Below are 20,057 nucleotides of genomic sequence, written 5' to 3'. Positions count from 1 at the left end.
AATGTCTCCGATTACTGCTTCGGCGCGGCGGCGGGGGCCGCCGGCTTGGCCGGGGCGGCGCCCTTTTCGGTCGCGTCCACCGGCATGCCGGGGCCGATCTTCTGCAAGCCTTCGACGATGACCTTGTCGCCGGCCTTCAAGCCGCCTTCGACCAGCCACTTGTCGCCGAGCGCCTGACCGACCTGCACCTCGCGCGGCTCGACCGCGCCCTTGGCGTTGACCACCAGCGCGGTGGCGTTGCCCTTGGGATCGCGGGTCACGCCCTGCTGCGGAACCAGCAGCGCGTTCTGGCGCACGCCGGTGCCGACCAGCGCGCGCACGTACATGCCGGGCATCAGGATGTTGTCGGGATTCGGCACGACCACGCGCAGCAGGAAGCTGCCGGTGCCCTGATCGACGGTGACTTCGGAGAACGCCAGCTTGCCGTCGTGTTGGTACTTGCTGCCGTCTTCCAGCAGGATCGTCACCGGCGTGCTCGCTTCGCTCAGCGTGCCCGCGGCGATCTGCTTGCGCAGCGCCAGCAACTCGGCGCTGGACTGGCTGATGTCGACGAACACCGGATCGGTCTGCTGCACCACCGCCAAGGCGTCGGCCTGATTGGCGGTGACCAACGCGCCGGCGGTAACCGCCGACTTGCCGATGCGGCCGGTGATCGGCGACACGATGCGCGCGCGGCCGAGGATCACGCCGGTGCTGGACACCTGAGCGCGACCCGCGGCGACATCGGCGCGCGCCTGCTTGAGCGTGGCGGTGGCGTTCTCGTCGTCCTGCTTGCTGACCGCGTCGATCTTGACCAGCTCGCTGGAACGGCGCGCATTGAGCTGCGCGGAGTTCAACGCCGCTTCGGCGCGCGCGAGCGTCGCTTTGGCGTTCTCGGCATCGGCCGCGTAGGTCTTGTCGTCGAGCTGATACAGCGGCTGCCCGGCCTTGACCAAGCCGCCCTCGGTGAAGAGACGCTTCTCGACGATGCCGTTGACCTGCGGCCGCACCTCGGCCACCAGCGACGCGCTGGTCCGGCCCGGCAATTCGCGGGTCAGGGTCACGGTCTCGGGCTTCAGCGTCACGACCGTGACCTGCCCCTTCTGCCCGCCGGGCCCACCGGGGCCGCCTTGTTGATCGCCGCCCTTACCGCAGGCCGCCAGGGCCAGCGCAAGCGCGGAAACAGTGAAAATTGTCTTATAGGACATGGACTTGCGCGACGGCATGGGGAAGCCTCAAGTGTGGGCGCGGTCGGGACGGACTGCGGGTGGAGCGTAGAATGAACGATCATTCTCTTTTTTTAGATGTGAACAGTCCATCAACGGAACATGTCCGCAGGCCCGGTTTGGGACGAAAAGCGTGTGTTTCTTTGTGCAGGACAGCATCGGCAAAGCCAAGTCGGCAAAGTCAGCCGGATTGCGCCAATGCCTCCGCCCGCTGGGCTGCGGGGTCGATCCTGCCGCTCTCGACCGCTTGCCGCCATTTGAGATCGTCGTTGAACTGCAAGACGACCAACGCCTGTTCCACGCGGACGCAGAAGTAAATGCAATCGGAGGAGTCGGGCTCGGGTGGCGACTCCAGTCGCCAGACTTCCACTGCGTTCCAGGGCCCGAGCCGCAGCCCTCCCTGATGCTCCAGGGCGTACCACAGCGCGTCCATCACCTTGAACGACAGGTACTTGCGCAGGTTTTCCAAGCCGACCGCATCGAGGCCGGGCGCCTCGCGGAGCACGAGCGGTTGGATGTCGGATTCCAAGCTGCTTAGCCCGCTTGGCAAGCGTTGCCGCTGACGCGAGTCGAACGCCAGGTCGGGGCACCAACTTTTTTTGTAGTCCCTGATCGCCTGCTCGATGCAAGCGTCGGGCGCTACGGGTTCGATCAGAAAAGCGCCGGCGCAGTAGCGGCGCGGATAATTCGTGGACACGGCGATGCCGTCGAGATAGCCGCTGAGCCTAGCGACTTCCTGATGCACTTGCGAGGGGATCATGCGATTCGCGCGGGCGTCGTGGCCGCGGAGGTTGCCGGTGGCGACGCCGATGCTAGCGCTGGCGATAGAACGCGTCAAAGACAGCAGGCGCGCGGCGCGGTCGCGGGTTCAGCGCTCTGTCGCCGAGCGCCGCTTCTCCCGCATCGCGAAGAACAGATGCAACGTCGCCGGGTTGAGGACCAAAACCAGCACGAGCAGTTCCGGTCGGATCAACCCCGCCAGGACGAAGGCATAACTCGCTCCGATCCATAAAGGCTTACGCGCGGGGAGCGAAGGCGCCGCCCAGGCCAGCACGCCTTCGCACAACACCGCCAGCACAGCGAACGCCGCGGCGAACAACGGCGAGAAAATAATGAACATGCCCGGGCCCATCTCAGGCCGCAGATCCATCCAAACGTAATAACCGGCGCGCAGCACCGACATCACGACCGCGCACAATCCTGCTGCACAGGCGATCGCGAGGAAATAGCTCCACCGCTTGGGCCGAGCGTTCGCTGACCGGAATTCGGTAACGATCAAGACATGCGCTCCCACTGGCTACGGCGTCAGTGTGGACACAAGACGCCGTCGAACGAAAGCGCCCGCGCCCTCAGCGATACGGACCGCCTCCGGAATCCGAAAGTAATTCATCGTCAACCCGACCGGATCGGTCGCCAACGCCCCGCGCCATCGTTGCTGTCGCCCCAGCCCCACAGCGCGTTCGCGGCGTTGGCGCTGCAACCGATCGTGCCGCTGCCGGAGCCGGCGCTCTTGCCGCCGGAGAAGCTGCCGTAGCTCGCGAACAGCGTGGGGTTGTTGCGCCGCGCCCATATGCCGCCGGCCTCAAAAATGTCGATGAGCTTGTATTTGACGTCGCGGTCATCGCGCAAGCCGGCGATCCAGATTCGTCGGTTTTCTCCGATGGCGCTCTAAGCTGCGGGTAGAGACCCGCTGAAGGTCTACGTATTTTCAATGGGCAAAAGCCATTGCTCAAGAAAATATCCCAAGGGGAATTGCAAGTCTGGGTGACTGCCGTCATCCCAGATATAGCGCCACCATGGGGTGAGGTAGACAAGAGAAGTGCTGATCTGTTTGTCTTTAATCGCTAATTTCGACAGGACGGCTCCCTTGTGATGATTGCATTGCAGCCCCCTGTCATTCATCCGGAAAATGTGCTCATTTAGCCCAACACACTTCTCGTCAGTCACGAAAAAGACAACCCATTTAGCCCCTGAGATCACCAGTTCGCTGTCAATCAACCAGCCTTGAGCCTTTTCATTGCTGTCCACAGGCCGAGACAGAAAAAATTTTTCAGGGTCATACAAAAATACCGGTTGCTTCAGGGTATTGCTTGGGGAATAGCGACGAACCAAGATGCCATTTAGAGCAGCCACAATCACCTCTACATCGAGATCTGACCGAAATGCCGCTTATCGTTCATAACAAGACACGTGCACTGCGCAGCGTAGCGCAAAGAGCATCGGCAGCCATACGAAATCTATGGAGCGATCTGGCAATAAGCCTTGCCACCATCTTTACCGTTGCGCAGCAGTGCGATTCGATAGGAGGCTTCGCCGGCTTTCTGCCATATGGTTAGATCGACTCCAGTGACGCCTTTGCAAAATCGAACGAACAACGGATGGCGCGAGTCAGTGTGAGACTCGACAACCTTCCAGCCATATTCTTCCAGTTGCTTCGAATAGTCAGCCGCCACCTGATCCGCGGAGCGGCGCGACTTGAAATCCCTGGTGGCCCCCACGGGCCCGCCGTGATTGATCAGTTCCAGCGTCCCAACCTCCTGATCCCCCTTGGAAACGGAAAACTGCGAGAGTTGCGGCCCCAGCTCCTGCGCCAATACAGAATCCGCCCGCTCACGGCGCGCCATCAATGCGCTCATCACATATATCGCGACCACAGCCACGCAAACACTGACGAATGCACGGCTTAAGTTGCGCATGGAAAAGATAGACCTATCAACTGATAGGTAATCTGGCTGCTTCACCGGAGCGAGTGCCTCCTACACTTACTCTAGGCCTGCCGATGCCGAATTCGGTATTGACCCTAAATTTCAGAACCCCTCGGCACGCCACCTCTTAGCGTCGGCGAGCCTACTTTCGATATTCGGCCGATGCCGCCGCTTTTCGATCAGTCTCGTCACGTAGAGCTTCAACGCGCTCCAAAGCCCTCTTACGCACAGCGATCAGCGCAACAAACTCTCGAGGGTTGTCTGGAGTCACGACAACCTGTCGGTAAAGCCCGTCTTTTCTTTTAATAACAACTACTTCAAGAGCAAAGTGATCCTTCAACAGAAGCGGAGACCAGCCAGCCGACGTCACGTCCCACCATTTCGCCACTTTGAGCTCAAGCATCTCTTCAAATCTGATCGAGACAAGTTCGTACCTGCCGAACAATTTGACCGAAAAAGAGCGCTCACCCAACTCGTATCGATATAAACGCATCCCTCGAACCAGCAGGAGAACCCCGGCCGGAACGAGGAGCGCAAGAGCGGGCAGAACACTGGACGCCATATCCAGATCCTAACAGATCTCGGGGCTGGCAACCGTGTTGGTCGGGTACTCACTCAAGCTTAAACCGAGCCCCGGCCCAACCGTCACGCTACCGATCCACACCGGCTTGAAGTCCACATAGCCAAGACTAATCTGGATGGAGAAACTCGGGGCCGATCCGCAATCGCCCGCGCCCTTCCATGGCGTATCGCAGCGCATCCATCGCCTTGAACGACAGGTACTCGCGCCGGTACACCAGCATGGTCGTGGGTGAGTGCGCGAAGCGCACACGCACATACGCGCCGTTGGTTGATCTGACTCTCCCCGGGGCGCAAGACATGAACGCTTATTACGCGAAACAACGGGCTGGCGCGGCGCTTGCCGATCTCGTTGCTGCTGGCGGCTGACCAGCACTCTCGGCGTCACCGCGGAAGACCCGAAGGCGCACCAGCCGCACGCACCACCGGCAAGCGCGGACCGGCACCCAAGCTGCAACAACAGCTCGAACGCATTATCCGCCTGCCTAAGGCGCAGCAGCACTACGTGATGCAGATGATCGATATCGTGCTGCAAAAGCAACAGCCCTGCCGCTAAAAAAAGAAGCCCCGCCTGTTAGGGGCGGGGCTTCTTCTAGTTTCATCGATTAGGGCTTTCTTCGCGCACTGACTAACGCAACCAATGCCAGCCCGGCTACGCTGAAGAAGATGATAGCTCGCTTCGGCATCATTCTCTGATCGCGCTCAACCATCCCAGCGATATAATCCGCTGAGCGACCCAGCTTCTTGGCTTCAGAGCCGTGCTCTCTCATGTCATTCATCGAAAAGACAACTGTAAAAATTGCAATGCCTGCCAAGATCAAAACTGCAATTTGCCGCACCCACGGACGAAGAACAAATAGTCCTATGCCGGTGGAAGCCACCGCGAATGCAATAAATGCGATCGCGGCATTCATCAGTTCGAGCATCCGCACTGCGCGATCGGTGAGCCGTTGACTTCCATGTTGGCAATGACCGCTCCGTTGTGAATGTCCTTGATGCTATCCGCATCCATGTCGAATGTTCCGCTCCCCCCCATAGCGTCGGTTGCATCAAGTAAGACACCGCCGACGATTACAAGCGCCAAGCCTGTACGGCCGCCGTAATAGATGCCTGAGTAACCCGCTATGAAGTTTCCGAATTCTGCTGCCGACAGCTTCCCAACCAAAGGCGCCACAAAGGTATCATTCGGCTGGTTCATCTTGAAATCAAACCTCCCAAGGCCACCGTGATTCCTAAGTGCATTCGTAGTGCGTGGCACGAGTGGCGCCGACATATCCGCCTTCGCTTCGTCTAGGAGCGCTCGCGTTTCGCAAGCCGTGTAATCCTTCAGGCCAAATGGATCGATGCGGCTGACTGGGTTTCCACTGACATAGGCATAGGTGCTAATGCCCCCATTTAATCCAATCGGATCGCTTTGCAGATATCGACCAGTCGCAGGATCGTAGTCACGGAAGTAGTTGTAGGCTAATCCGCTAGCAGCATCGAATCGCTGCCCCGGAAACCGCATGTTGAACACGAACGCGGTGCCGTCTAAATCAGCGTCTTGATTCGGTAGGCTACTGCCGAATACCTCGCTCTTGGCATCCCAGGTCCAGATGGCGACGTTACGGCCCGAGTCGATCACCGCACGTGGCGCGCCCAGGTGATCGGGCTCTACGTAGAGCAGAGACTGCGTGCCGCCGTTGCCCACGACCAAACCGACCGGCTCACCGATTAACCACACCGCCTGCTGCTTAGCCGCGCCAGTGCTGTCGTAATCACCGATCCAGTTTCCCGTCTCGTCGTACACCGTGTAGGTATCGATGGTACTGGTCACGGCGCCGGTAATGGCGACGCGCTCACCGAGGGCGTTGTACCGATAGCTAGCTTTGACGATACCGCCCCGCTTGAACTGACTCAGTCGATCATTGGCGCTGTAAACGAACTCCTTGTCGGCGCTACCGATAGTGATGGTGTTGCCGGTTGCGTCGTAGCCGCGGGCCACACCGGCCACACCGCTCAAATGATGGCTGTCCGCCGGATAGACATAAGTATCGGTAACACCGCCATGCAACAAGCTCTTGCGATTGCCGGTTTCGTCGTAGGTATAAGTCTCCAGCGGATTGGACGAACCATCGCGAGTGACGGTCAACCGACCGAGCGTGTCGTAGTCGTACTTGGCCTGGAACGCGCTTTGCAAACCATCCTTCAACTCGGTCAGTTCGCCGACCGTGTTGTAGCCATAGCCCAAGGACAGGCCGCCGCTGGCGTTGTCGAGGATCGTCTTCGCGCGGTAATCCAGATCGTAGGTGCGGCTCAGAACGCGGCCGTTGCCGTAGGTCCAGCCGGCCATCGGGCCGGAAGGTTCGTAAGTCGCATTGCTCAACAGCACTGCGCGGACGCCTCCATTGGGCTTGACGCCGATCTCCTTGATTCGAGCCTGCGCATCGCGCACATAGTCCACCGTTGCGCCGTCGGGGTAGGTAACGGTGCTGAGCTGCCCACCGAGGGTGTAGGTGTAACTCAGGTTGAAGCTCTTGCCCGCAACGATCTGCACCTTGCGCGCCACTTGCCCGAAGCGGTCGTAGCAGTACTTCAGCTCAGTCCCATCGGCGCGCATCGCGGTGACTCGGCCGGTCGCGAAAGTCTCGCCGGCCGCGCAGATGCTGTTGACTGTGTCGTAGTCGTACTCCACATCGGCCGGTCCGCTGGCGGTGTAGAACACGGCTTTCGGACGGCCCAACGCGTCGTAGGTGTAACGATGCGGGACTGCGTCGTTGGCATCCTGCTTGGTCGCGACCCTGCCGGCGGGGTTGTACGTGTAGTCGGTAATGCCGGTGTCCGGGCTGGTCAGCCTGGTCTGATCCCCGAAGCCGTTGTAGGCATAGACGGTATTCAGTCCCTTCGGGTCGGTGACTTTGGTCAGCCGGTCGAGCGCGTCGTACTCGAATTTGGTTTCGACGTTGAGGCCGCCGACGTCTTGCAGGGTGCGCACCAACCGGTTCAAGGGGTCGTAGGTTTGATCGGTCGCGCGTCCCAGCGCATCCGTCGTCTTGTCCCGATTGCCGCCGGCGTCGTATCGATAGGCGGTGGCGTTCTGCGAAGCGTCCTTGTCCGCGCGGAGCCGGCTCAGGCCGTCGAACACGCGCGACAGCGTCCGCTTCAAGTCGCCGTTGACGGCCAGCGTGTCTTCCTTGATTCGGTTTCCGGCCAAGTCGTAGGTGTAGTGGATTTTGTTGCCGTCGCCGTCGAGCACATCGGTCAGTCGGGCCGCTGCGTCGTAGACATAGTTCGTTATCGCGCCATCGGCGGTAGTCAGCGTCTTGACGTCGCCCGTCGGCCAATACTCCGCCAGAACGATGCGGTCGTCGGCTTCGGAGCCGGACACCGCTCCGCGCACGGCGATCTTGGAAAGCCAACCGCGGATCGTGTATTCCCGATCCGTGACGACGCCGTTCGAGTCCTTGGAGGACAAGATCCGTCCCACGGCGTCGTAACGCAGTATCTCGTTGGTCGCGCCGCTCGCGTCGACCACTTTCCACAGGTCGCCTTTTCGATAAGAACAAACCGAAGGCGAAGAGGCGCAATCGGCCGCATCCGCGGGGTAATAGACATAGCTCGTCGCGTCGACGACATCCGTCCTGGGGCCATCCACCGAGGTCAACAACCCGACCCGCGGGCAAACCCCGTCGACGACCTGCTGCGGTTCGCAATAAGCCGACGTCGTCGTGCGCACTTGGTTCGTGGCCGGATCCGTCTCGGATCGCGTGACTTCCTGGCCTCTCGCGTTGTAAGTCCAATGCTGGCTCACGACCAGCGCTTGCGCGGCGTCGTAGGTGCGGCGGTCGATCGGCGCGGCCCAGTCCGCGTGCCAATCCGTGTCCACCGTCCGCAGCGAACCGGAAGCGCTCTTCGCCTCCGCGACGTGGGTCAACAGGCCGCGCGCGTTGTAGTCGTAATCGGAAACGGCGCCGCGCGGATCGGTCTTGGTGTCCAGGTAGCCATTGGCGTCGTACGCGTACGCGATGGTCCGGCTTGCGCAGTCCGCGCATTGCTCGGAAATGGACGCAGCCTTCTTCACCCCGAGAATCGTCGAGAACGACCGCGTCTGCGTGCTTCCGTTGGGCGTGGTCACGGTCGTGGTGGTGCCGCTGCCGTACTGGGCGGTGAATTTGTCGACGCCGCCGGCATGTTCGCTCGAAAGCGCGCGCGCATCCGTGCCGTAAGTAAAGGTCGCGTACCGACGCCCGTCTTCGTGGGTGATTCCTGTCAAAACGTAGGGCAGATCCGCTCCGTTGGTGTACGCGGCCTCGTTGTAGTGATAGAGGCGCTGCTTATTGTCCGGATAGGTGACGGAAACCAGTCGCCCCTGGGGATCGTAGCCGTATCGGTATTCCTGGTTGGCCACGTCATAGACGCTGACGACGCGAAGATTCGTGTCGTACTGCAGAACCAGCGAGCGCCCGCTCTCGGTTTGTATCCGCGTCAGCAGATAATCGCTTTCGGTGCCCGAAACCGGCATTGCATTGTTATAGGTGAAATCGAGCAGACTGCCGTCCGAACGTTCGACACGAAACAACCGTCCGAGCTTGTCGTATTGTTCGACCTCTCGGCCATCCCTTGGCGTATACGTCCATCCGCTGATGGCGCCCGACGCATCGTTATGTTGGACGACCTTCGCGTAGACATCGGCATCCGCCTGCCACTGACCGGACACATAGTTGAAAACCACGCGGTTTCCGTCGGGCCGGATGAGCGCCATCGTCTTCGCGCCCAACGAATCGATCATGTACTTCAGCCTAAAATCGTAGTTGTGCGTCCATTTCTTGCCGATGTGGCCGTCGTCGGTGAACGCAAGGCTGTTGTAATGCCGATAGAAGGCCAGGCCCGCTACCGGCTCGATGTCGTCTTCCCGCTGGTACTTGTTGCCGATGGTGACATTGATCGGATTGCCGCAGTGCGTGCCTGGAGCCTGGCAACTCGGAGGCCCCTGATTCTTATCTGGATTGTAGGAATATTCGGTCGCGAAGCCGTAGGCGGTTCCGCTGCATGGACTGCCCGGCGACATGCTGACCACTTTGCCGCCGTTGGTTTTCGGGTCGAGCAGCTTGAACGAATACCCACAGTGCTCGTAGTCCGGCCAGTGTTTCTTCCAGTCGTTCCACCAAGCATCTACGGTGGCCTGGATTGAGCCGTGAGGTCCGTTATCGCCATAGCTATTATGGCGATAGGGCGCTCCGTAGTAGGACGAAGACTGCGCTGTCGCCGCGGATGATCCTGCTAGCCACAGGCCTGCAGCAAGCACCGGGAGCATGCACATCCTCACGAAAATCCTGTTCATCCTCTTCTCCAATCCGGCGAGCCGCTGCGCTCTTCTACTCTCAGATGATGACGAAGATCATGTCGTCGATGACGACTGAGCATCCATCTTGAGGCCTATCCCCACGCTGCCCATCGGCGTAGTCGCAGCCATGAGGAATCATGGATGCTCGATCACAAACTGCTTTCCTGCAGATGACTCATGCGGACCGACCGCCCTCGCTTCAGCATGAACGCAGAGAGCCTCTTCAGCAAGGCGCGACAAATGCTTAGAAAACACACACAGGAAATGCGACGGATCTACGCGCGCTGTATCTTGACTTTCCGATTGCAGACGGCAGCACCTAAGGCGCATCTTCAACTAGGTTAGCGATACGGGTTGTAGCTATACGCCCCACTCACCGCCTCCGGAATCCGAAAGTAATTCATCGTCAACCCCACCGGATCCGTCGCCAACGCCCCGCGCCCCGGGCCGTCGTTGCTGTCGTCCCACCCCCACGGTGCGTTCGCGGCGTTGGCGCTGCAGCCGATCGCGCCGCTGCCGCAGCCGCCGCTCTTGTCGCCGGCGAAGCTGCCGTAGCTGGCGAACAGCGTGGGGTTGTTGCGCTGCGCCCACATCCCGCCGGCCTCGAAGATATCGATGAGCTTGTATTTGACGTCGCGGTCGTCGGGGCCGGAGGGAACTTCGGCGGTCGTCAGCGAGGGGTAATAGATCACGCCGTCGCCCTTGATGTCGTAAGCCGGCCACGCTTTGAGGCCGTGGCCCTTGGCTTCCTGCGCGGTCACCGGGTGCGGCGCGCCTTGGTAGGTCAGGAACGACAGCGTGCCGTCGACGTTCTCGGCGTTGCCGGTCCAGTCGCTGCCGGCGGGGACGAACGAGAAGAAGTCGGTGTGGGCGACGGTGATGGCGGCCTTGAGCGTGCCGTAGGCGCTGCCGTCGCGGGCGACGGCGAACATCACGCCTTCGGCGTCGTTCTCGTGTTCGGTGTCGAAGAACGAATCGGTCCAGTCGCGCGGGTGGAAGAACAGATAGGTGATGTACCAGTGGGTCGCGGTTTCCACCACCGAGTAATAGGCGTGGGCGGCCAGCGGGTAGGCGCTTTGGCCGGCGCGGTCCCAGTTGTTGCGCGCGTCGAGGTCGCCGTCGAAGTCGTAGCGGGCGAGGTAGTCGGCGGCGCCGCCGAGCGCGTGGCTGCCGGTTTGGTCGACGTCTTGGTAATGCACCGGCGCCCAGCGCAAGGCCAGCGCGGCGCGGTCGGCGGCGACGGATGCGGACAAGCCGGCGGCGCTCGCGGCGGAGGCCGCAAGCAAGCTCGCGCCGAGGCTGGCGAGGCGCACGGCAGCGCGAAGACGGGCGGCGGGGAGTCGGAGCATGGCGGCGGTCCTGGCGTTGGGCGAATCCAGGAGCTTGCGGCGGGCGCGATGGCAGCGATGTGGCAAAGCGGGCCGGGCCGCGGGCGGCGCGGCGAAGCGCTCGGCGCGTCTCGTCGCGAATGCGGCGGCGGTCACCACGGACGGCACGCGTTGCTGCGCCGCGGAACGTCGGAAAAGAGGGCTGGCAGGCGCGAACGCCGGGCTGGCAAAGACAATGAGAGGGATGCGGCCGGGGGCGGCCGCGGCGCGGATGCTATGCCGGCGCGCCGCTCGCGCACAAGCGCCGGCGGCGTCCGCGCGCGATGCCGCGGCTCAGGCGAAACGATTCGAGCCGATCGGGCAAAAACGAACGGCGCCGCGCGAGGCGACGCCGTCGTTGCGATGGACCTGCGCGCAAGCCAACGCGGCTAGCGCCGCGAACGACCGACTCAGCCGCCCGCCGCGCCCTGCGCCGCGATCTGCCGCAGCGCCGCCTCGAACTGCTCCACCGGCTGCCCGCCCTGAATCAGATGACGGTCGTTGATGATGACCGACGGCACCGCGCTGATCCCGGCCTCTTGATAGAAGCGCTCCTGCTGGCGCACGTCCTGCGCGTACTCGTCGGAATCGAGCACGGCGCGGGCGCGCTGCGCGTCCAGGCCCGCTTCGCCGGCCACCGCCGCGAGCACGTCGCGCGAGGACACATCGCGCCCATCGGTGAAGTACGCCTTCAGCAGCGCATGCTTGAGCGCGCGCTCGGCGTCGGCGCTCTGGGTGCCGGCCCAATGCAGCAAGCGGTGCGCGTCGAAGGTGTTGTAGATGCGGTCGCGGTCGCCGAACCGGAAGCCGACCGCGGCGCCGCGCTGACGCAGCGCTTCGCGGTTGCGCGCCAGTTGCTCGGCGCCCAGGCCGTACTTGTGCGCCAGATGCTCGTCGATGTTTTCGCCTTCGGCGACCATCTGCGGGTTGAGTTCGAACGGCTGGAAATGCAGCTCCACCTCGACCTCGCCGTCGAGCCGCGCGATGGCTTCCTCCAGCGAATTCAGGCCGACCGCGCACCACGGGCAGACCACGTCGGAAACGAAGTCGATCTTGACCTTGGGGGTCGGGTTGGAAGCGGTCGAACTCATGGCAAGGCTCCGCGCGGCGCGCAATTCGGACATCGGGACACGATGCGGCCGTCGGCGGCCGTCATCAAGGCGGAGCCGGACGCACCGGCGGATCGGTGCGTTCCACCGCCCGGCCGGACCGGGGTCGCGGACGCGATGCTGACCGGGTCACAAAAATCGGCGCAGAATAGGCCGGCGTCCGGCTGGGGCGCCCGCCGCGGGCGGGCCGGACGCACCGCCGCGGCCCGCGCGCCGCGCCAACGCTCAATGGGGACCACATGGATTCGATGTATCCGGCCGGACCTGCGTCCGTGCCCGCGCAACTGACTGCGCCCAGCGCCGCCTACCGCCGCCACGCCTGGCTGGCCATGTTGGGATTGCTCGGCTTCGTCGCCGTTTATTTCACCTTGCTGGTCTGGTTCGGCTGGACCGCGTGGCGGCTGTTCGCGGCCCTGGTCCAGGGCGACGGCGGCAACGTGATCGGCAACCTCATCACCGGCGCCTGCGCCGCGTTCTTGTGCGTGTTCATGGCCAAGGCGCTGATCTTCAAGCGCCGCGGCGCGGGCGGCGAAGACCTCGAACTCAAGCCGGCCGAGCAACCCGAGCTGTTCGCGTTCCTGCACCGCTTGGCCGACGAGGCCGGCGCGCCGCGGCCGCACCGCGTGTTCCTGTCGCCGCGGGTCAACGCCGGCGTGTTCTACGACTTGTCCTTGCTCAATCTGATTCTGCCGTCGAAGAAGAATCTGGAGATCGGCCTGGGTCTGGTCAACGTGCTCAACCTCGGCGAGCTCAAGGCGGTGCTGGCGCACGAGTTCGGCCACTTCGCCCAGCGCACGATGGCGGTGGGCCGCTGGGTCTACGTGGCCCAGCAGGTGGCCGGGCACATCATCGCCAAGCGCGATGCGTTCGACGATTTCCTGCGCGGGCTCTCGCGCGTCGACTTCCGCATCGCCTGGGTCGGCTGGGTTCTGTCGCTGGTGGTGTGGTCGATCCGCTCGCTGGTGGAGATGGTGTTCCGGCTGGTGGTGCTGGCCCAGCGCGCGCTGTCGCGCGAGATGGAATATCAGGCCGATCTGGTCGCCGCCTCGCTGACCGGCAGCGACGCGCTGGTGCACGCCCTGCACCGCCTCGGCGCCGCCGACGACGCCTGGAACCGCACGCTCGGCTTCGCCAACCGCGAATACGCCAACAAGCGTCCGGTCGCCGATCTGTTCGCGGTGCAGACGCGCATGATCGAACACCTGCGCCGGGTCTTCGCCGACGCCGAATACGGCGAACCGCCGCAGTTGCCGGCAGACGGACGCGAGCAGCACCGCGTATTCAAGAGCGAACTGGCGCAGCCACCGCAGATGTGGTCGACCCATCCGGCCAACAGCGACCGCGAGCGCAACCTCAAGCGCAGCTACATCGCCTGCGAGATCGATCCGCGCCCGGCGCTGAGCCTGCTGCGCGACGCGCAGGCGCTGAAGGAACGCATCACCCGCGAGATGATCGACAGCGCCGAACCGCTGGCGCCGGTGCCGATCGCCGAAAGCCTGGAGCGCGTGGACCGCGACTTCGACGATCTGGCCCTGAACCGCCGCTTCCGCGGCACCTACCTCGGCCGCTCGACCGTGCGCGATTACGACGGCCCCGACGAACTCTATTACCCGGTGCCCGCCGACGCCGCGCTCGATGCGCACCTGTCCGGCCTGTACCCGGCCGAACACGGCGACGCGCTGGAGCGCCTGCGCGAACTGGAAGCCGAACGCGGCACCCTGGAAGCGCTGCGCGACGGCCACCTGCGCGCGCCGGGCGGCGTGGTTCGCTGGCGCGGCGACGAGTTGCCGGCCAAGCAGCTGCCCAAGGTGATCGCGCAACTCGACGGCGAACTGGCGCCGCTGCGCGAGCAAGTGCGCGAGCACGACCGCCGCTGCCGCAGCGTCCATCTGGCCGCGGCGCGCGCGCTGGGCGGGCCGTGGGAAGCGCTGCTGCGCGGGCAGTTGGCGGTGCTGCATTACGCCGACCATAGCCACGCCGATCTGCAGGACGCGAATCATCTGCTGGTCAACACCTACGAGGTGGTCACCGCCGACCGGCGCGTGTCCTCCGACGAACTCAACCGTCTGGTGGCGTCGGCCAATCAGCTGCATCGCACGCTGGAGACGCTGTACGCGCACGCCGCGCAGGTTCGACTGGATCGCCGCATCGCCGAGTACCTGAAGGCCGACGATTGGGCCGGAGCGCTGGGCGAGTTCCGCCTGCCGCCGGCCGACCGCGACAACATCCAGCAATGGCTGGGCGCGATCGACACCTGGGTGCGCGGCACCGTCGGCCCGCTGGCGGCGCTGCGCGACGCGGCGTTGGAAGCGCTGCTGGCGACCGAGGACGAAGTCGCGCGCAGGCGCCGCGGCGACACGGACGACGAACGCCCCGTCGACACCATGATCGCGGCCGCTCCGGCGGTCGGCGCGGACGCCGGCCTCGACGCGCAAACCGCTGTCGAACCGGCCGCCGGCGCCGAAACCGCCGACACCCGCTTCGCTCCGCCCTCCGCCGACGCGCCGGCCAGCGCGCCGAAAGAGTACGCGCGGCTCAAGCCCGGCAGCGCGCGCAAGCGCCAGACCAAGCTGGGCTGGTGGGACCGCTTCCAGACCGCCGACGGCCTGGTGCCGTCGATCTCGCGCGTCGCCGCGGCCGGCGGCATCGTCGGCGCGGTGCTGTTCGTCGGCGCGTCGGTCGGCGTGTCCCAGCTCACCGTGCTCAACGGCCTCGCCCTGCCCATGCGGGTGGACGTGGACGGCCGCACGTTCGACGTGGCGCCGCTGCAGAACGTCACCGTCGATCTCGCCGACAGCGCCCGCCACCACGTGATCGCGCGCACCGCCGACGGCGCCGTGGTCGAGGAATTCGACAGCGATGGCCCCGGGCACGCCTCGCACTACGTCTACAACATCGCCTCGGCGGCGCCGCTGGTGGAGTGGACCGCGGCCTACGGCGGGTACAGCGACGTGCCGGAGAACAAGCTCGGCGCGCCGCGCTGGACCTCGTCCACGGCCGATCACGTGTTCGAGGAACCGCCGAAGCAGATCAGCACCAAAAGCGGCGGCGGCCACCGCCGGGTGCTGCAGGGCTTCGCCGATCTGTCGCCCTCCGATCAGCTGCAACTGATCGACAGCGCGGCGGAAAAGAACGCGCTGATCGCCGCGCACGCGCGCTGGGACGCCGGCGATTCGCGCCATCTGGCCGAATGGCTGAGCGCGGCCTCGAGCCAACCCGACTTCGCCAAGCTGGTCGAAGCACGCCTGCGCCGCGCGCCGACCGAGGTGATGTCGCTGCGCGCCGAACAAGACGCCGCGCAGGGCAAGCCCGCTTACGCCGAAGTCTGCGCGCGCCATCGCGCCGCCTCCGAGCGCAAGCCCGACTCGGCCGATCTGCGCTACGTCGCGGTGCGTTGCGCGCCCGACGCCCCGGCCCGCGACCGCGCCTTCGACGAAGGCCACGCGCGTTGGCCCGAGCACGGCTGGTTCGCGCTCGCCTCCGGTTACGCCGCCAACGAGCGCGGCCAGTGGAATCAGGCGCTGCCGCTGCTGCGGCAGGCGGCGAAGATGCCGCAGACCAACGAGTGGATCGAAGTCGACGCCGCGCGCGCGCAGCGCGCGATCATGGGCGAAGCCGCGCTGCTGCCGGCGGCCGACTCGGAGCAGCTCAAGACCTTGATGGCGATCGAGACCGGCTCGGTGCCGCGCGAATCGCCGACCTGGGGCTATGTCGCGCTCAAGTCCGGCGATCTGGCCGCCGCGTTGGATGCGCTCAAGACCGTGCCGCTGCAACGGCCGCGGATGCTGCGTCTGGTCGCCGCATCCGAAGGCGCGCCGGCGAACGCGGTGGCGCAGGCGCTGGGTCAGGCCGGAACCGGCGACGACGATCCGGCCAGCGCCTGGCCGCTGGCCGCGCTGGCCGAACGCGAGCACCACGACAACGCGGCGCGGCTGCGCGAAGAGGCCTTGCGCACCGATCCGAAGGAAGCCGCGCAGATCGCCGCGTTCTTCGACGCCGTCCGCCGCGGCGGCGCGGCGTCGGCCGAACAGGCCGAACGCGCGCTGGGCAAGGTCAGCCCGCGCTCGCGCGGCATCGCCTACGCCACCGCGGTGGTGATGCTCGGCAGAGATTGCCCGAAAGTCTGGCGCGACGGCGCCAAGCGCCTGCTGTTCGCGGCCGAGCGGCCGTACTTCGGCTGACATCGCCGCAGCGGGCGCGGCCTTCGCCGCCGCGCCCGCTCGCCGCCGCGCGCGCCCGGCCCGCGCACCGCGCCCGCCCGCGGCGCCGGAACGCAACGACGACTTTGCCGCAACTGACCGTTGCCGCGCCGGTGCTGGCGCACGTCGCGCGCAGTGTCCACACTGTGATCCGAGCTTCTCCCCCGCCGCCCCCCCCCCGCCCGCGCGCCTCGCGGCGCGCCGAACGAACGACGCCTTTCGCGCCTGCGCGGCCTTGCGGCCGCGCCGTTCGTCGTATCCGCAACCATCGATCAAGCCATTCCCATGAGCGCCACCGCCGCCTCCGTTTCCGCCGTCCGTCCGCTGTGGCAGGGACGCGCCTGGGTGCTGGCCGGCATCGTGCTGTCCGCCTTCGTGCTGCGCACCGCGGTGACCTCGCTGACGCCGCTGCTCGACGCGCTCGGCCGCGAGTTCGCGTTCGGCGCGACCATGACCGGCGTGTTCGGCATGGTGCCCACCGCCGCGTTCGCGCTGTTCGGCGTGGCCACGCCGATGCTGGCCCATCGCATCGGCCTGGAACGCGCGGCGCTGCTGGCGATGGCGGTGGCCGCGCTGGGTTTGTTGGCGCGCGGCTTCGTCGGCGACACCTGGCAGTTGCTCGCCGCCAACGCGGTCGCGCTGGCCGGCATGGGCGTCGGCAACGTGGTGTTGCCGCCGCTGGTGAAGCGTTACTTCGGCGACCGCGTCGGCACGGTCAGCACCGCCTACATCACCGTGTTGCAGCTCGGCACCATCCTGCCCGCGTTGAGCGCGGTGCCGCTGGCGCAAGCCGCGGGCTGGCGCGTGTCGCTGGCCTCGTGGTCGCTGGTGGCCGCGGCCGCGGCGCTGCCGTGGATCAGCGTGCTGTGGATGGAAGCGCGCGGCCGCTCCTCGCAGGCGCGCGAACTCGCGCGCACGCACGACCGCGCCGTGTCCGCCGACGACGAAGCGCCCGAACTGGCGACCGCGGCCGCGCCCGCCGCGCGCGGCAAGGTGTGGCGCTCGCCGGTGGCCTGGGGCATGACGCTGATGTTCGGCATGACTTCGCTGGTGACCTATTCGATGTTCACCTGGCTGCCCAAGCTGCTGGTCGAAGCCGGCGGCAGCCCCGCGCTCGGCGGCGCGATGGTGGCGCTGTTCTCCACGCTCGGCATGATCAGCGCGCTGACCATGCCGGCGCTGGCGGTGCGCATCGCCAATCCGTTCCCGATCGTGCTGGCCTGCGTGCTCTCGTATCTGGGCGGCTTCGCCGGCCTGCTGCTGGCGCCGATGCACGGCACTTTCCTGTGGGTGGCGCTGATCGGCCTGGGCCCGAGCACGTTCCCGCTGGCGCTGACCCTCATCAACCTGCGCACCCGCACCCCGGCCGGTTCGGCCGCGCTGTCGGGCTTCATGCAAGGCCTGGGCTACACCTTGAGCTGCGCCGGCCCGCTGCTGTTCGGTTGGCTGCACGAACGCAGCCACGGCTGGGTGTGGCCGTTCGCGATGCTCGGCGCGTGTCTGCTCGTGCTGATCGTCGGCGGCCGTCTGGCGTGCAAGCCGCGTTATCTCGAAGACACCTGGTAAACCCGGCGCGTCGCTCCCGCTGATACCGCAACGCCGTCGCTGTTCGCAACAGCGGCGGCGTTTTCGCGTGCGCGGCTACACCACATCGCGTTGCGCGCGCCACCGTCCGCATCGCCGCGTGCGCAGACGCGGCCGCCGCGACCAAAGCCTCATTCGCGCGTTCACCAGCGTGAATCAGCAACCGTGCCGCAGATCAAACGCCGGATATGGAAACGCGGGCACAGATCGACCTGTCATCTCGCGGCCGTTTCCGGCAAGCGATCACGTAACGCGCGTGCCCGCTCAAGACAATGAACCTACGGGATCCATGCTTGCCATGCCAACACGCGACCGTTCGCGGCCGCGTCCGAAGGAGATCGTCCGATGCATTCGCACACCCTCGCCGCGGCCCTCGGCGGCGTCTTGTTGTTGGGCTCGCTCAGCGCCGCCGCCGCGCCCGATGCCGCCGCGCTGCGCCTGGAACTGGACCGCGGCAACGCGCTGGTCGCCGCGCAAGTCGCGCGCGCGGCCTATCCCGAGTATTTCCGCCGCGCCTACGCGCGCTATCCCAATCTTCCGGCCGGCGCGCTGGAAGCCATCGCCTACAGCGAAACCAACTGGGTCCACGTGCGCCCCGAAGCGGCGCAGAACCCGCGCGACCTGCACATGCCGCGTTCTTACGGCGTCATGGGCCTCTACCACGGCGGCGGTTTCGCCGATCAAGTCGGCGACGGCGCGCGCCTCATCGGGCGCACCGCCAAGCAAGTGATCGACGATCCGGAAAGCAACATCCTCGCCGCCGCCGCGCTGCTCGACCGCGCGCTCGCCGCGGGCCAGACCGATAAGCGCAGCCGCGCGCTCGCCGCGCCGGAAGACATGGCGCCGGTGCTCGCGCGCTACGCCGGCTACGGCGCCAGCAACGGCGGCATCGCCGATTACGCGCGGCAGAGCTTCGCTTACGGCGTGCTGCAGACCCTGCAGCACGGCGTGGACGCGCAAGGCGTCAAAATCCCGGCGCAAGCGCTCAAGCTCGAACGCGCCTTCGATGCCGGGCAGTTGCAGAAACTGCGCGCGCCGACGCTGCTGATGAACGCCGCCGACGACAGCGTGCGCGCCAATCCCGCGCTGAGCGGCGACCTCGCCCGCGCCGCCGCGCCGTCCACCAACGTCGGCCTCGCTGCGGTCGATTTCGGCGAGGCGATCTGGAACCCGGCCAGTTCCAGCAACTACAGCACCGCCTCCAATCAGATGAGCGCGGTGATCATGCACACGATGGAAGGCTCCTACGCCGGCTCCATCTCGTGGTTCCAAAATCCCAGCGCGCAGGTCTCGGCGCATTATCTGATCCGCAAGTCCGACGGCCAGATCACCCAGATGGTGCGCGAATACCATCAGGCCTGGCATGCGAAGAACCATAACTACTACACCATCGGCATCGAGCACGACGGCCGCGCCGCCGACGCCGGCAACTGGTCCTCGGCGATGGTCAACGCCTCCGCGCGGCTGACCAAGAGCATCTGCGCGCGCCGCGGCGTCAACTGCGCCAGCGCCTGGAACGGCCCGGGCTACGACACCTTCCATCTGGTTCCCGACAGCGTGCGGGTGAAGGGTCACGGCATGCTCTCGGGCAACGAGAACCGCTACGACCCCGGCAAGTATTTCCCGTGGTCGAACTACTACACGCTGATCAACGGCGGCGGCGGCAATCCGAATCCGCCGGGCAAGTACTGGGTCGACACCTTCGCCAACGCCACCGGCTACAAGTGGCCGTCGACGCTGACCCCGGTCGGCACCTTGAACCAGGGCACCAACTACGTTTACTGCAAGGCCTGGGGCGAGGAAGTGCGTTCGGGCAGTTCCTACAACCACTACTGGCTCAAGACCGATCTCGACGTCGGCCCGGCCGGCGCCTGGGTCTCGGCCTATTACCTCAGCCGCTGGGGCAACGACGAGGCGCGCGACAACAGCGGCAACGTCATTCCCGATTGCTGATCGTTCCAAGACCCCTCTCCCGTTCGCGGGAGA

The 20,057-nt window shown here is 65.3% G+C and carries 15 protein-coding genes; 4 read left to right on the top strand and 11 right to left on the bottom strand.

From position 1 onward, the window contains the following. Positions 1–11 precede the first annotated feature (11 nt). From J5226_RS07265 to J5226_RS07235, 7 genes are all read right to left on the bottom strand, one after another. Positions 12–1,187: an efflux RND transporter periplasmic adaptor subunit gene (locus J5226_RS07265; protein WP_215839168.1), complete on the bottom strand. Its 1,176-nt coding sequence runs from the start codon at positions 1,185–1,187 to the stop codon at positions 12–14. 199 nt (positions 1,188–1,386) lie between these two features. Beyond that, positions 1,387–1,965 carry a hypothetical protein gene (locus tag J5226_RS07260; RefSeq protein WP_215839167.1) on the bottom strand — a complete coding sequence of 193 codons (579 nt, stop codon included), beginning with the start codon at positions 1,963–1,965 and terminating at the stop codon, positions 1,387–1,389. Between the two features lie 108 nt (positions 1,966–2,073). Then, the gene (locus tag J5226_RS07255; protein ID WP_215839166.1) at positions 2,074–2,484 is read right to left on the bottom strand and encodes a hypothetical protein; all 411 of its coding nucleotides are present in this window, start codon (positions 2,482–2,484) and stop codon (positions 2,074–2,076) included. A 113-nt stretch (positions 2,485–2,597) separates the two neighbouring features. Continuing rightward, positions 2,598–2,834 carry a hypothetical protein gene (locus J5226_RS07250; protein WP_215839165.1) on the bottom strand — a complete coding sequence of 79 codons (237 nt, stop codon included), beginning with the start codon at positions 2,832–2,834 and terminating at the stop codon, positions 2,598–2,600. A 69-nt stretch (positions 2,835–2,903) separates the two neighbouring features. Beyond that, positions 2,904–3,344 carry a hypothetical protein gene (locus J5226_RS07245; protein ID WP_215839164.1) on the bottom strand — a complete coding sequence of 147 codons (441 nt, stop codon included), beginning with the start codon at positions 3,342–3,344 and terminating at the stop codon, positions 2,904–2,906. Positions 3,345–3,442: 98 nt separating this feature from the next. After that, positions 3,443–3,841, bottom strand: coding sequence for a hypothetical protein (locus J5226_RS07240; protein ID WP_215839163.1), 399 nt, complete (start codon positions 3,839–3,841; stop codon positions 3,443–3,445). 211 nt (positions 3,842–4,052) lie between these two features. Beyond that, entirely contained in the window at positions 4,053–4,472 is a 420-nt protein-coding gene (locus J5226_RS07235) for a hypothetical protein (RefSeq protein ID WP_215839162.1), read from the bottom strand. A gap of 357 nt (positions 4,473–4,829) precedes the next feature. Here J5226_RS07235 and J5226_RS07230 point away from each other — a divergent pair, with 357 nt between their 5' ends. Beyond that, complete coding sequence (locus J5226_RS07230) at positions 4,830–5,045, top strand: hypothetical protein (RefSeq protein ID WP_215839161.1); 216 nt, start codon at positions 4,830–4,832, stop codon at positions 5,043–5,045. 49 nt (positions 5,046–5,094) lie between these two features. Here the strand turns inward: J5226_RS07230 and J5226_RS07225 are convergent, their stop codons facing one another. From J5226_RS07225 to J5226_RS07210, 4 genes are all read right to left on the bottom strand, one after another. Continuing rightward, positions 5,095–5,415, bottom strand: a complete 321-nt coding sequence (locus J5226_RS07225) for a hypothetical protein (protein WP_215839160.1) — start codon at positions 5,413–5,415, stop codon at positions 5,095–5,097. Beyond that, the gene (locus J5226_RS07220; RefSeq protein ID WP_215839159.1) at positions 5,403–9,809 is read right to left on the bottom strand and encodes an RHS repeat-associated core domain-containing protein; all 4,407 of its coding nucleotides are present in this window, start codon (positions 9,807–9,809) and stop codon (positions 5,403–5,405) included. The genes J5226_RS07225 and J5226_RS07220 overlap by 13 nt, the downstream gene beginning before the upstream one ends. 344 nt (positions 9,810–10,153) lie before the next feature. Next, entirely contained in the window at positions 10,154–11,161 is a 1,008-nt protein-coding gene (locus J5226_RS07215; protein WP_215839158.1) for a hypothetical protein, read from the bottom strand. Positions 11,162–11,589: 428 nt separating this feature from the next. Continuing rightward, the gene (locus J5226_RS07210; protein ID WP_215839157.1) at positions 11,590–12,270 is read right to left on the bottom strand and encodes a DsbA family oxidoreductase; all 681 of its coding nucleotides are present in this window, start codon (positions 12,268–12,270) and stop codon (positions 11,590–11,592) included. Between the two features lie 347 nt (positions 12,271–12,617). Here J5226_RS07210 and J5226_RS07205 point away from each other — a divergent pair, with 347 nt between their 5' ends. The 3 genes from J5226_RS07205 (at position 12,618) to J5226_RS07195 (ending at position 20,024) form a co-directional block, all read left to right on the top strand. Beyond that, positions 12,618–16,469: a M48 family metallopeptidase gene (locus J5226_RS07205; RefSeq protein WP_215840346.1), complete on the top strand. Its 3,852-nt coding sequence runs from the start codon at positions 12,618–12,620 to the stop codon at positions 16,467–16,469. A 303-nt stretch (positions 16,470–16,772) separates the two neighbouring features. Beyond that, on the top strand, positions 16,773–18,053 hold the full coding sequence (locus J5226_RS07200) for an MFS transporter (RefSeq protein WP_215839156.1): 1,281 nt from the start codon (positions 16,773–16,775) through the stop codon (positions 18,051–18,053). A 363-nt stretch (positions 18,054–18,416) separates the two neighbouring features. Further along, entirely contained in the window at positions 18,417–20,024 is a 1,608-nt protein-coding gene (locus tag J5226_RS07195; protein WP_215839155.1) for a peptidoglycan recognition family protein, read from the top strand. The last annotated feature ends 33 nt before the right edge of the window (positions 20,025–20,057 follow it).

It is taken from the genome of Lysobacter sp. K5869, assembly GCF_018847975.1.
Taxonomy (GTDB): Bacteria; Pseudomonadota; Gammaproteobacteria; order Xanthomonadales; family Xanthomonadaceae; genus Lysobacter.
Note: the sequence above shows the minus strand (reverse complement) of the source record. Positions and strands in the feature narration are given on the sequence as shown.